Below are 13,134 nucleotides of genomic sequence, written 5' to 3'. Positions count from 1 at the left end.
TCTCAGCCCAGCAGGACGTCGTCGTCGCCCAGGCGCTTGAGCTCCCGGTAGAGGATGGCGAGGCCGGTGACGATGGCGGCGGCGGACACGGCGGCGTCGATCAGCCGCAGCACGTCGTTCTCGGAGCGGGCCCTCCTGGCCTGCTTCGCGACGCTGACGGCGCCGAACGCGGTCGTGGCGATGGACAGGTACGTACCGGACTTCGACTTCTTGAAGCCCTTGGCCTTGGACATTGCCTTGCTCACAACGACGGAGCCTCCTCGATCAGCGGGTGGCCCCAGCGTTCCACGAACGCGGCCTCGACGGCGGCTCCGACCTTGTAGAGACGGTCGTCCTTCATGGCCGGGGCGATGATCTGCAGGCCGACCGGCAGGTTGTCCTCCGGCGCGAGGCCGCAGGGCAGCGACATGGCCGCGTTGCCCGCGAGGTTCGTCGGGATGGTGCAGAGGTCCGCGAGGTACATCGCCATCGGGTCGTCGGCGCGCTCGCCGATCGCGAAGGCCGTGGTGGGCGTCGTGGGGGACACGATCACGTCCACCTGCTCGAACGCCTTCTCGAAGTCGCGCGTGATGAGCGTACGGACCTTCTGGGCACTGCCGTAGTAGGCGTCGTAGTAGCCCGAGCTGAGCGCGTACGTGCCGAGCATGATGCGGCGCTTGACCTCGTCGCCGAAACCCGCCTCACGGGTGAGCGCGGTGACCTCTTCGGCCGAACGCGTGCCGTCGTCGCCGACGCGCAGTCCGTAGCGCAGGCCGTCGAAGCGGGCGAGGTTGCTCGAACACTCGGACGGGGCGATGAGGTAGTAGGCGGAGAGCGCCAGGTCGAAGGACGGGCAGTCCAGCTCGACGATCTCGGCACCCAGCTCCTTGAGGAGCGCGACCGACTCGTCGAAGCGCTGCACGACACCGGCCTGGTAGCCCTCGCCGCGGAACTGCTTGACGACGCCGACCCGCATGCCCGCCACGCTGCCGTTGCGGGCGGCCTCGACGACGGCCGGTACGGGCGCGTCGATGGAGGTCGAGTCGAGGGGGTCGTGTCCGGCGATCGCCTCGTGGAGCAGCGCCGCGTCCAGGACCGTACGGGCGCAGGGACCGCCCTGGTCGAGGGAGGACGAGAACGCCACCATGCCGTACCGCGACACCGCGCCGTACGTGGGCTTGACGCCGACCGTGCCGGTGACGGACGCGGGCTGGCGGATGGAGCCGCCCGTGTCGGTGCCGATGGCGAGGGGCGCCTGGAAGGAGGCGAGGGCCGCGGACGAGCCGCCGCCGGAGCCGCCGGGGATCTTCGTGAGGTCCCAGGGGTTGCCGGTGGGTCCGTACGCGCTGTTCTCGGTGCTGGACCCCATGGCGAACTCGTCCATGTTGGTCTTGCCGAGGATGACGACGTCGGCCGCCTTGAGCCTCTTGGTGACCGTGGCGTCGTACGGGGGGATCCAGCCTTCGAGCATCTTGGAGCCGACGGTCGTCGGGATGCCCTCGGTGGTGAAGATGTCCTTCAGCGCGAGGGGGACGCCGGCGAGCGGGCCGAGCTTCTCGCCGCGCGCCCGCTTCTCGTCGACTGCGCGGGCCTGCGCGAGCGCGCCCTCGCGGTCGACGTGGAGGAAGGCGTGGACCTTCTCGTCGACGGCCTCGATGCGGGCGAGGTGGGCCTCGGTGACCTCGACGGCCGTGAGTTCGCCGGAGGCGACCCGGGCGGCGATGTCCGCCGCCGTGAGCTTGATGATGTCCGTCATGGTGATTAGTCCTCCCCCAGGATCTGCGGCACCTTGAAACGCTGCTGCTCCTGGGCCGGGGCGCCGGAGAGCGCCTGCGCGGGGGTGAGCGACGGACGGACCTCGTCCGCGCGCATGACGTTCGTCAGCGGCAGCGGGTGGGAGGTCGGCGGTACGTCTTGGTCGGCGACCTCGCTGACGCGGGCGACCGCGCCGATGATGTCGTCGAGCTGGCCGGCGAAGTGGTCGAGCTCTTCGCCCTTCAGCTCCAGACGCGCCAGCCGGGCGAGGTGGGCGACCTCCTCGCGCGTGATGCCAGGCATGCAGCGATCCTCAGGGGTGAGTGTGTGTGGTGTGGCCCAATCCTATGGGGCGCGGCCGGATACCCGTACATCGGTTTCCCCGGGGTCACCCGCCTCGGGGGCCCGGGCGACCGTCGGGGGCGCCCGCGCGGGGTGCTCACACCCGGGCGGAGCCCCGTCCGCGCCGGTGCGCGGACGCCCGCCCGACCTGCGGGGCACGGTCGCCCGGCCAAGGGGGCACGGGCCGCCCCGGGCGTACCGGGGCGCGGCCGGGGTCCGTCCAGGACGGCCTGCCCCGCCCGGGGCGACACGCCGTCCCTACAGGGTCGGCACGCCGACGTCAGACACGCCTGTACGCGACCGCGGGGGCCCGGGGGGGCCGGTGCCCGACCCGCGTGATCCCGTGCTCAAGGGCCTGCGGCGGCACGGTCCGGAGTCGGCACGGCGGAGATCGGCGGCTCGGGGCCAGCGGCCGGGGGCCGGCGGCTCGGGGCCGGGGCCGGACGCTCGGGGCCGGGGGCCGGAGGCTCGGGGCCGGCGGCCGGAGGCCGGCAGCATCCGGCCCCCGGGTCACCGGGTCACCGGGTCACCGGGTCACCGGGTCACCGGGTCACCGGGTCACCGGGTCACCGGGTCACCGGGTCACCGGCCGAGGGTGACCGCGTCCGGGGCCCGGACGTGGCGCACCCGCCGGGGGCCGGGGCCGGGGTTCGAGAATCGGGGCCTGGGTTCGATGGTCGGGCCCGGGCCCGGAGTCGGAGCCCGGGGGTCGAGAGTGGGGCCCGGGTTCCGGAGTCGGGGCCCCGGGCCCAGGGTCGGGGCCCGGAGGCCGAGAGTCGGGGCCCGGAGGCCGAGAGTCTGGGCCCGGGGTTCGAGTGGGCGGCCCGGCTCGGGGGTCAGTCGTCCGACGCCGCCGCCGGCAGGGCCGCGGCGGGGCGCTGCCAGCCCCGGGAGCCCCGGGCGAGCAGCCAGGCCGTGGCCTCCTCCGCGGGCATCGCCGCGGCGACCAGCCAGCCCTGCACCGCGTCGCAGCCGAGGTCCCTGAGCCGCTCCCACGTCTCGTCGTCCTCGACGCCCTCGGCGACGACCAGCAGTCCGAGCGAGTGGGCGAGGTCGACGGTGCACCGGACGATCTCGGCGTCCTCGGTGTCCACGGCGAGCCGCGCCACGAAGGAACGGTCGATCTTCAGTTCGCTCACCGGCAGCCGCCGCAGGTGCACGAGCGACGAGTACCCGGTGCCGAAGTCGTCGAGCGACATCTTCACGCCGTGCCCGGTCAGTCCGGCGAGGGTGTCCGCGGCCCGCTGCGGGTCCTCCAGCAGCACGTGCTCCGTTATCTCCAGTTGCAGCGCCCCCGGCGGGACCCCGTGCCGGGCGAGCCGGGCGGCGACCGCGCCCGCGAAACCGGGGGTGTGCACGTCGCGGGGCGAGACATTGACGGCGACCGGCACGCGCAGCCCCTGCGCCCGCCACCGCGCGACCTGCCCGAGCGCCGTCTCCAGCACGTACTCCGTCAGGTGCGGCATCAGCCCGGACGACTCGGCGATGGCTATGAACTCGTCCGGCGGCACCTTCCCGCGCTCCGGATGCACCCACCGTACGAGCGCCTCCAGGCCCGCGACCTGCCCGTCGAAACGCACCTTCGGCTGGTAGTGCAGCTGGACGTCCCCGGCGTCCAGAGCCCTGCGCAGGTCTCCCAGCAGCCCCAGTCGGTCGGGGGTGTTGGAGTCCCGCTTCGACTCGTAGACCTCCACGCCCGTACGGTCCCGCTTGGCCTGGTACATCGCGACGTCGGCCCGGCGCAGCAGCCCCTCCGCGTCCAGCGCGTGGTCGGGGAAGACGGCGAGCCCCGCGCTGGCCTCCAGCACGAGCGTCAGTCCGTCGAGGTCGAGCGGCGACCCCAGGGCCGCCACGAGGTTGCGGGCGACCCGGGTCGCGGACGTCGTCGAGTCGGCGACCGGCAGTAACACGGCGAACTCGTCACCGCCCAGCCGTGCGGCCTCCGCCCCGCGCGGCAGCGCGACCCGCAGCCGGTCGGCTATCTGCAGCAGCAGCCGGTCTCCGGCGAGGTGCCCGAGGGTGTCGTTCACGGACCGGAAGCGGTCCAGGTCGATCAGCATCAGTGCCGAGCGTGCGCCGATCCGTTCGGCGTCGTCCAAGGCCCGCCAGGTCCGTTCGAGCAGCCACTGACGGTTGGGCAGTCCGGTGAGCGGGTCCCGCAGTTGCTCCTCGGCGCGGGCCCGGGCGATCCAGAGCGTCGAGTCGAGTGCGATGAGCGGGACCGAGAAGAGGGGCAGCAGGGCGGGAAGCGCGATCGCCACGACGCAGATCAAAGGGGCGATGCCGAGCAGGGCGACGGCAACAAGACCCTGTCTGACCAGGGCCGTCCGGGCGACGGTCGGCAGTCCCGGCGTGCGGGGCGCGTGGAGGTACCAGAGGAGCGCGCGGGTCGTCACGAGATACGCCCCGGCCACCAGCACCACCTGGGCCGCGGTGTAGACCGTCCACGTCTCCGGCTTCCAGGGCGTCTCGACGGACGGCACCCGGCCGAAGACGGCCAGCACGAGCGCTCCCGCGCCGATGCCGATGATGTCCACGGCGCCGTGCAGTACGCCCTGCCGCCAGCGGTGGCGGCGCGCGACGCCGACGAGCACGACGACGGTGAGGCTGACCATTCCGGCCGGCACCCAGCCGTACAGCAGCAGGACCGCGAGGGTCAGCGCGGCGCCCGAGCCCGTGCCGCCCCACCAGCGGGAGCGGCCGAGCGCGACGAGGTGGCCGACGATGATGCCGACCAGGACGGCGAGCCCCCAGCCCGCCGAACCGGCGGGGAAGAGCGCGTGGTTGCCGGTGAAGGCCCGGTGGAAGCCCGCGCCCAGCACGAGCGCGGCGCTCATGACGACCGCCGCGGGCAGCGCGTGCCAGGTCATGCGCCGCTCGGCCTCCTGGCCGGGCATCGCGGGCGGTGCGCCGGGGACCGGTCCCGGCCGGCCGGGACCGCGGGCGCCCGCCGTGACGTGCTGTCCGGGGGCGGCTCCGAGGAGGCCCGGCCCGCTCGTGGGGCGCACGACCCGCAGACCCGCTCCGAGTTCCCGGCTTCGCTCCAGCAAGGGGTGTCCCCACCGCCGCACGCCGGTCACCCAGCGCGGGCGCAGCCGTGAGTCCCGAGCGGCACTCTCGGTCGGTTCCATTCCGTCCCTCTCACAGCCGGCGACACCCACGCCACGCGGCCCGCCGACCTTCCGCCAAGCCGTGTGTGAAGACTCTTCCCCGCGCTCCCGAGGAGCAGGGGATGCGCCGACCGCAGCCGGGCACGGCGGGCGCAGACCTCAACAGTAGGCCGCAGAAGGCTTCCACGGGCAGCGGTCGTCGACGGTTGCCCGAATGCGACCCTGGCACCCGTATGCATCTGGTATGCGCCGAACGGGTGGTCTTCCTCCGCTACCGCTACTGCTCCTCGGGACGCAGCGCGACGTCGGCCGCCGCCTCCGGCCCTTGTTCGAGCAGTACGGCGAAACCGTCCTCGTTCAGAACCGGCACTTTAAGCTGCATCGCCTTGTCGTGCTTCGACCCGGGGTTGTCACCCACAACGACGAATGAGGTCTTCTTCGAAACAGATCCGGTCACTTTCGCTCCCCGGCTCTGCAGTGCCTCTTTCGCTCCGTCACGGGTGTGATGCTCCAGCGTCCCGGTCACGACGACGATGAGCCCCTCCAGCGGGCGGGGCCCCTCGTCCTCGCCCGAGCCCTCCTCCTCCATCCGGACGCCCGCGGCCTTCCACTTGCGCAGGATCTCCTGGTGCCAGTCGACCGTGAACCACTGCTTGAGGGAGGCGGCGATGATGGCCCCGACCCCCTCGACGCCCGCCAGTTCCTCCTCCGAGGCCTGCTCGATGCGCTCGATCGAACGGAACTCCCGGGCCAGCGCCTCTGCGGCCACGGGTCCCACGTGCCGGATCGACAGGCCGGTGATGATCCGGGCCAGCGGGCGCTCCTTGGCCGCGGCGATGTTCTCCAGCATCGCGAGCGCGTTCTTGCGGGGGGCGCCCTCCTGGTTGGCGAAGACCGTGGCGGTCTTCTCCTCGCCCGTCCTCGGGTCCCGCTTGGGCAGTCCGCTGTCCTGGTCGAGCACGTAGGCCCGGATGGGCAGCAACTGCTCGACGGTCAGGTCGAAGAGGTCGCCCTCGTCGCGCAGCGGCGGCTCGGCCGGCTCCAGGGGCTTCGTGAGGGCCGCGGCCGCCACGTACCCGAAGTTCTCGATGTCCAGGCTCTTGCGGCCCGCCAGGTAGAAGAGGCGCTCGCGCAACTGGGCTGGGCAGGCGCGGCCGTTGGGGCAGCGCAGGTCGATGTCGCCCTCCTTCGCGGGCGCGAGCGGGGTGCCGCACTCGGGGCACTCCACGGGCATCACGAACGGGCGCTCGCTGCCGTCCCGCAGGTCGACGACCGGGCCGAGGATCTCCGGGATCACGTCTCCTGCCTTGCGGAGCACCACCGTGTCGCCGATGAGGACGCCCTTGGCCCGGACGACGTCCTGGTTGTGCAGCGTCGCGAACTCGACCTCGGAACCGGCCACGGTCACCGGCTCGACCTGGGCGTACGGAGTGACACGGCCCGTTCGCCCCACACCCACGCGGATGTTGACGAGCTTCGTGTTGACCTCCTCCGGCGCGTACTTCCAGGCGATCGCCCAGCGGGGCGCGCGGGAGGTCGAGCCGAGGCGGCCCTGGAGGGGGATCTCGTCGAGCTTGACGACCACCCCGTCGATCTCGTGCTCCACGGAGTGGCGGTTCTCGCCGTAGTACGCGATGAACTCGCGCACGGCGTCGAGGTCGTCGACGACCCTGCCGTAGTGGGTCGTCGGCAGACCCCACTCGCGCAGCAGCTCGTAGGCGTGCGAGAGGCGGTCGATGTCGAAGCCCTCCCGGGCGCCGATGCCGTGCACGACCATGTGCAGGGGGCGGGTCGCGGTGACCCTGGGGTCCTTCTGCCGCAGTGAACCCGCCGCCGCGTTGCGCGGGTTGGAGAACGGCTTGTCGCCGGCCTCCACCAGGCGGGCGTTGAGCGCCTCGAACTTCTCCATCGGGAAGTAGACCTCGCCGCGGATCTCCACGAGGTCGGGGATGCGCTCGCCCCGGAGGCGGTCCGGGATCTCCGCGATGGTGCGGACGTTCGGCGTGATGTCCTCGCCGGTGCGGCCGTCCCCCCGGGTCGCCGCGCGCGTGAGGCGGCCGTGCTCGTACGTCAGGTTGACCGCGAGGCCGTCGACCTTCAGCTCGCACAGGAAATGGTGGGCCGAGGTGCCGACCTCCTTGGCCACGCGCTCGGCCCAGGCGGCCAGTTCCCCGTCCTCGAAGGCGTTGTCGAGCGAGAGCATCCGCTCGCGGTGCACGACCGCGGTGAACTCCGTCTCGTACGCCCCGGCCACCTTCTGGGTCGGCGAGTCCGGGGTGCGCAGCTCGGCGTACTCGTCCTCCAGCGCCTCCAGCGCGCGCAGGAGGCGGTCGAAGTCCGCGTCGCTGACGACCGGCGCGTCCTTCACGTAGTACCGGAAGCGGTGCTCCTCGATCTGCTCAGCGAGCTGCGCGTGCCGCTCCCGCGCCTCGGCGGGCACGGTCCGTGCAGCCGAGGGGGTCTGTGCGTCCTTGTCGCCGGCCACCGTGTCGTCCTCCCGTTACTCAGGGTTGTCCGCGAGGGATCTCGCAGCCCGGAGGCAGTGGGCGAGCGCCCTGCGCGCGTACTCGGGGGAAGCACCCGCGAGACCGCACGACGGGGTGAGGGTCACGGCGTCCGCGAGAAGTCCCGGAGCCAGCCCCAGCCTGCGCCACAGCGTCCTGACACCCATGACGCTACCGGCAGGGTCCGACAACGGGCCGTCCGTGCCGGGCACGACACCGGCGAACAGCTTCGTTCCGCCCTCCACCGCCTCGCCGATCACATCGTCGTCACGCTCGGTGAGCAGGGAGAAGTCGAAGGAGACCGCGGCGGCCCCGGCCCGGCGCAGCAGCGCGAACGGCACGTCGGGGGCGCACGAGTGCACCGCCACGGGTCCTTCGGCGTGCGCGCCGACGACGTCCCGCAGGACGGCCTCCACGACCTGGCGGTCCACGGCCCGGTGGGTGCGGTAGCCGCTCGCGGACCTCACATGGCCGCGCAGTACGGCGGTGAGGGACGGCTCGTCGAGCTGGAGCACGATCCGGGCGCCCGGAATCCGGCGCCGCACCTCGTCGAGGTGCCCGCGCAGGCCCTCGGCGAGCGATCCGGCGAGGTCGCGGCAGGCCCCGGGGTCGGAGAGCACCGCCTCGCCGTTGCGCAGTTCCAGTGCGGCGGCGAGCGTCCAGGGGCCCACCGCCTGCACCTTGAGCGGCCCCTCGTACCCCTGGGTGAACTCCTCCAGGGCGTCCAGGTCCTCGCCCAGCCAGGACCTGGCGCGCCTGGTGTCCCGGCCGGGCCGGTCCCCGAGGCGCCAACCGCTGGGCTCCACGCGCGCGTAGAGCTCGACCAGCAGTCCGGCGGTCCGGCCGATCATGTCGGCGCCGGGCCCCCGCGCGGGCAGTTCGGCAAGGAACGGGAAGTCCTCGATGGACCCCGTGACCGTCTTGGCGGCCTCCCTGGCGTCCCCGCCGGGCATGGAACCGACCCCGGTGGCGGGCCCGAAGCTGAACTCGCTGATATCGCTCACCCCGGAAGCGTACGCAACCCCGAGCGGGTGCCTTCACCGGCTGGACGCCCGCCATCGGGCGCCGCCGCCGGACGCCCGTCCGCGGACGCCTGCCACCGGACTCCCGTCCGCGGACGGGCCCCGTCGGACACCGTCCCAGTACACGCTCCCTCCGGCCGTCCCCTCCACTCGTGGTCCGGTCACCGCCCCCTCCACCGCCCGTCCGGCCACCGCGCCTTCCGGTTCACCCCGGTTCCGGGGCCCGGTGCAAGGGGCCGGTGCAGGGGCCCGGTGCAGGGGGCCCGGTGTCAGCGGCCCGGTCGTACCGTCAGGTCGTTGACCTCGGCGTCCTTCGGGAGGTCGAGCGCCATGAGGATCGTGGTCGCGACGGACTCGGGGTCGATCCACTTCGACGGGTCGTACTCCTTGCCCTCCTGCTGGTGGACCTTCACCTGCATGGGGCTCGCCGTGCGGCCGGGGAAGACGGACGTCACCCGCACCCCCTCGGCGTGCTCCTCGTGGCGCAGGGAGTCCGCCAGGGCCTTCAGCCCGTGCTTGGAGGCGGCGTACGCGGACCAGTCGCCGTACGCGTGGAGTCCGGAGCCCGAGTTGACGAACACCACATGGCCCTGGGCGAGCCTGAGTTGGGGCAGGAAGTGGCGGGTCAGCTCGGCGGGCGCGACGAGGTTGACGTTGAGCTGGTGGATCCACGCCTTGGGGGTCAGTTCGCCGACCCTGCCGAGGTCGATGACGCCCGCCACGTGCAGGAGCGAGTCGACCCGGTCGGGCAGCGACTGGTGGGAGAACGCCCAGGAGAGCCGCCCCGGGTCGGCGAGGTCCCCGACGAGGGTCCGGGACCCGGGGAACCCGGCGGCCAGTTCCTTGGCGCGGCCCGCGTCGCGCGCGAGCAGCACGAGGTCGTCCCCGCGCGCGTGGAGGCGGCGGGCGACGGCCGCGCCGATGCCGGAACCGGCCCCGGTGATCACATGAGTAGCCATGCCCGCCATGCTCGCATCACCGGGTGCCGTGGCTCTCCTCCAGGTACGCCAGCGCACCGACGGGCTCCTCGGCGAAGAAGACGAGGTCGGTGAGGGGCCGCGGCAGGAATCCCTCGGCGTCCATGCGCAGGAACTGCTGCTTGAGGCCGTCGTAGAAGCCCGCGGTGTTGAGCAGCACGACCGGCATCTCCGTGTGCCCGTGCTTCTTCAGTTCGAGGATCTCGGTCGCCTCGTCGAGCGTGCCCGTCCCGCCGACCATGATGACGACGGCGTCGGCCTTCCGCAGGAGCAGCGCCTTCCGCTCCGCGAGGTCGCGCGCGACGAGCATCTCGTCGGCACCCTCGCGCGCCTTGGCGGACAGGAACTCCACGGAGACCCCCAGCAGGCGCCCGCCGGCCTCCTGAACGCCGTCGGCGACCACCTTCATCAGGCCGACGTCGGACCCGCCCCACACCAGCGTGTGGCCGCCCTTGCCGAGCAGTTCGGCGAATTCGCGGGCGGGGCGCGTGTAGCGCTCGTCGAGGTCGGCGGCGGAGAGGAAGACACAGATGTTCATGCGCCCACGCTACGGCCCCGCGCACGGCGCGCGGGGCCGGTGGCCGCATCCCGCGGGACGACACCCGCGCACGGGGAAGAAGACGGCGCCGGCCCGCGCTGTACGGGTCGAGACCGCTGACCGAGGAGGCGCAGAAGCCGTGACCGCAGGCCACCGCATCACCGTCGAGCAGGGCACCGAACACGTCCGCGCGGTGCACGGCGGACAGGTGCTCGCCGAGAGCACCCGTCCGCTGCTGCTGCGCGAGACGGGCTGTCCCGTGCGCTACTACCTCCCCGTGGAGGATGTGCGCCTGGACCTGCTGACACCGTCGGACACCCGCACGCACTGCCCGTTCAAGGGCGACGCGTCGTACTGGTCGCTGCCGGACGCGCCGGACCTGGTCTGGACGTACCCCGACCCGAAGCCGGAGGTCGCCGCGATCAAGGACCACGTCTGCTTCTACGAGGTGGAGGTCGTCTGAGGCGTCGCCCGCCGGGGGACGGAGCGCCGGGACCGGGGCACGCACGGGCGCGTCGCGGAGTCCGCGGGCGCCCCGCACCCGACCGCCCCCGGCGCCCACCCCTCGACTCCCGGCGGCCGGCCACCGGGGGCCCGTCACCGGCCGATTCCGGACGGCACCGATGAGTTCCGGACGCCCCGGCGGTCCCCACCGGTATGGACAAGAAGACGATCTCGCGCGACGGCACACCGATCGCGTACACGGTCGGCGGTGAGGGCCCGCCGGTCGTCCTGGTGACCGGGGCCATGACCACGGGCGCCTTCGACGCGCCCCTGGCCGGGCTCCTCGCGGAGCGGTTCACCGTGGTCGCGTACGACCGCAGGGGCCGCGGGGACAGCGGCGACACCCCGCCCTACGCGGTGGAGCGCGAGTTCGAGGATCTCGCGGCGCTCGTCGACACGGTGGGCGGCACCGCGGCGCTGTACGGGATGTCGTCGGGTGCGGCGCTGGCCCTCCTGGCCGCCGCGAGCGGACTGCCCGTCTCACGGGTCGCCGCGTACGAGCCCCCGTACGCCGTGCGGGAGGGGGGTGGACGGCAGCGCGCCGAATACAGCTCGCGGCTCCAGGGGCTGCTGGCACAGGGCCGGCGCGGGGACGCGGTGGAGCTGTTCGTCGCCCTGACCGGTGCGTCGCCCGAGGCGATCCGGGGGATGCGCCACTCCCCCGCGTGGCCGGGCCTGGAGGCGGTGGCCCCGACGCTCGCCCACGACGACGCCGTGATGGGTGACGGCCTGGTGCCGCGCGCGCGGCTGGCCTCCGTGGGCGTGCCCGTCCTGGCCCTGGCGGGCGGCGCGAGCCCGGCGTGGATGCGGGAAGCCGCGGCGGCCACCGCGGGGGCGGTGCCCGACGGTACGCACCGCGTGCTGGAGGGACAGGGGCACATGGTGGATCCGGGAGTGCTGGCGCCGGTCCTCACGGAGTTCTTCGCCGGGTAGCCGCGAGCGCCCGGCCGCCTCGCCCGCCCCCACCGGTACGCGCCCGCGCCGGCCCTTCCGTCCGGTCGCCGTCCCGCGCGCGCGGGTCACCGTCCGCGGGGCCGACGGGTCACCGTCCGGCGGGCCCTTCCAGGCGCGGGCCCACCACCGCGTGTGCCGCGACGACCGGAAGGCCGGTAAGCCGCCTGACCGGGGAGCCGGAGGGCGAAGCCGGAGGGCCGGAAAACCGGAGGGCCGGGAAGCCGCCTGACCGGCGAGCCGGAGGGCCGGGCCGCCTGACCCGAGGGCCGGGGGGGGCCGCCGAGTCCCCGGATCCCGGGGAGTTCGCGGGGCCGGGCGAGCGGGTCAGGCCATCGCGGCGGCGGCGCGCGTGGTCGTCGCGATCGTCGCCGAGCCGACCACACGCGTGTCGTCGTACAGGACGATCGCCTGGCCGGGGGCCACTCCGCGCACGGGCTCGGTGAACTCCACCCGCAGCTCGCCGTCGACGAGTTCGGCGGTGACCGTCGTCTCGCCGCCGTGGGCCCGCAGCTGTGCCGTGTAGGTGCCGGGCCCGGTGGGCGCGGCGCCGCACCAGCGCGGCTTGACCGCCGTCAGCGCGGAGACGTCGAGGGAGGCCGCCGGGCCCACCGTCACGGTGTTGTCCACCGGCGAGATGTCCAGGACGTACCGCGGCTTGCCGTCGGCGGCCGGGGTGCCGATGCGCAGGCCCTTGCGCTGGCCGATCGTGAAGCCGTACGCCCCCTCGTGTGCGCCGACGACCGCTCCGGACTCGTCGACGATGTCGCCCTCGGCCTTGCCGAGCCGCTTGGCCAGGAAGCCCTGCGTGTCCCCGTCGGCGATGAAGCAGATGTCGTGCGAGTCGGGCTTCTTGGCGACCGCGAGGCCCCTGCGCTCGGCCTCCGCGCGGATCTCGTCCTTCGTGGTGACCGTGTCACCGAGCGGGAAGAGGGCGTGCGCGAGCTGGCGGTCGTCCAGGACGCCGAGGACGTATGACTGGTCCTTGGCCATGTCCGACGCGCGGTGCAGCTCGCGCGTGCCGTCCTCGTTCACCAGCACCTTGGCGTAGTGGCCCGTGCAGACCGCGTCGAAGCCGAGCGCGAGCGCCTTGTCCAGCAGCGCGGCGAACTTGATCTTCTCGTTGCAGCGCAGGCACGGGTTCGGGGTGCGGCCGGCCTCGTACTCGGCGACGAAGTCGTCGACCACGTCCTCCCGGAAGCGCTCGGCGAGGTCCCACACGTAGAAGGGGATGCCGATGACGTCCGCGGCCCGGCGGGCGTCACGCGAGTCCTCGATGGTGCAACAGCCGCGCGCGCCGGTGCGGAACGACTGCGGGTTCGCCGAGAGGGCGAGGTGGACACCGGTCACGTCGTGCCCTGCCTCGGCGGCCCGGGCGGCGGCGACGGCGGAGTCCACACCGCCGGACATGGCGGCCAGGACGCGAAGGGGGCGCTGGGAGGTCTCAGTCAT

11 protein-coding genes are annotated in these 13,134 nt (G+C 73.5%); 2 read left to right on the top strand and 9 right to left on the bottom strand.

Annotated elements, in window-relative coordinates; genetic code table 11:
* Positions 1-2: 2 nt before the first annotated feature.
* The 8 genes from IE265_RS21820 to IE265_RS21785 all read right to left on the bottom strand — a co-directional run bounded on the left by IE265_RS21820 (position 3) and on the right by IE265_RS21785 (position 10,227).
* On the bottom strand, positions 3-245 hold the full coding sequence (locus tag IE265_RS21820) for a hypothetical protein (protein ID WP_190037344.1): 243 nt from the start codon (positions 243-245) through the stop codon (positions 3-5).
* Positions 242-1,735 carry an Asp-tRNA(Asn)/Glu-tRNA(Gln) amidotransferase subunit GatA gene (gatA, locus tag IE265_RS21815; RefSeq protein WP_190037343.1) on the bottom strand — a complete coding sequence of 498 codons (1,494 nt, stop codon included), beginning with the start codon at positions 1,733-1,735 and terminating at the stop codon, positions 242-244. The genes IE265_RS21820 and gatA overlap by 4 nt, the downstream gene beginning before the upstream one ends.
* Before the next feature lie 5 nt (positions 1,736-1,740).
* Positions 1,741-2,037 (bottom strand): Asp-tRNA(Asn)/Glu-tRNA(Gln) amidotransferase subunit GatC, encoded by a 297-nt coding sequence (gene gatC / locus IE265_RS21810; protein WP_003966094.1) that lies wholly within the window; start codon positions 2,035-2,037, stop codon positions 1,741-1,743.
* Positions 2,038-2,912: 875 nt separating this feature from the next.
* A complete protein-coding gene (locus IE265_RS21805) occupies positions 2,913-5,207 on the bottom strand; it encodes a putative bifunctional diguanylate cyclase/phosphodiesterase (RefSeq protein WP_190037342.1) in 2,295 nt (764 codons plus the stop codon).
* Positions 5,208-5,463: 256 nt separating this feature from the next.
* A complete protein-coding gene (ligA, locus tag IE265_RS21800; RefSeq protein ID WP_190037341.1) occupies positions 5,464-7,671 on the bottom strand; it encodes an NAD-dependent DNA ligase LigA in 2,208 nt (735 codons plus the stop codon).
* A gap of 15 nt (positions 7,672-7,686) precedes the next feature.
* Positions 7,687-8,694: a methionine synthase gene (locus IE265_RS21795; protein ID WP_190037340.1), complete on the bottom strand. Its 1,008-nt coding sequence runs from the start codon at positions 8,692-8,694 to the stop codon at positions 7,687-7,689.
* A gap of 287 nt (positions 8,695-8,981) precedes the next feature.
* Positions 8,982-9,680 (bottom strand): SDR family oxidoreductase, encoded by a 699-nt coding sequence (locus IE265_RS21790; protein ID WP_190037339.1) that lies wholly within the window; start codon positions 9,678-9,680, stop codon positions 8,982-8,984.
* Between the two features lie 7 nt (positions 9,681-9,687).
* Positions 9,688-10,227 carry an LOG family protein gene (locus IE265_RS21785; protein WP_190037338.1) on the bottom strand — a complete coding sequence of 180 codons (540 nt, stop codon included), beginning with the start codon at positions 10,225-10,227 and terminating at the stop codon, positions 9,688-9,690.
* A gap of 139 nt (positions 10,228-10,366) precedes the next feature.
* On the opposite strand from IE265_RS21785, the gene IE265_RS21780 reads away from it, so the two are divergent.
* Together IE265_RS21780 and IE265_RS21775 are read left to right on the top strand one after the other, a co-directional pair.
* A complete protein-coding gene (locus IE265_RS21780; protein ID WP_229916386.1) occupies positions 10,367-10,690 on the top strand; it encodes a DUF427 domain-containing protein in 324 nt (107 codons plus the stop codon).
* 194 nt (positions 10,691-10,884) lie between these two features.
* The gene (locus IE265_RS21775) at positions 10,885-11,664 is read left to right on the top strand and encodes an alpha/beta fold hydrolase (protein ID WP_190037337.1); all 780 of its coding nucleotides are present in this window, start codon (positions 10,885-10,887) and stop codon (positions 11,662-11,664) included.
* A 345-nt stretch (positions 11,665-12,009) separates the two neighbouring features.
* Here IE265_RS21775 and mnmA read toward each other — a convergent pair whose 3' ends face one another.
* Complete coding sequence (gene mnmA, locus IE265_RS21770) at positions 12,010-13,134, bottom strand: tRNA 2-thiouridine(34) synthase MnmA (RefSeq protein ID WP_190037336.1); 1,125 nt, start codon at positions 13,132-13,134, stop codon at positions 12,010-12,012.

The sequence above is a fragment of the Streptomyces fructofermentans genome (assembly GCF_014651055.1).
Taxonomy (GTDB): Bacteria; Actinomycetota; Actinomycetes; order Streptomycetales; family Streptomycetaceae; genus Streptomyces; species Streptomyces fructofermentans.
This window is presented reverse-complemented; position numbering and strand designations above follow the sequence as displayed.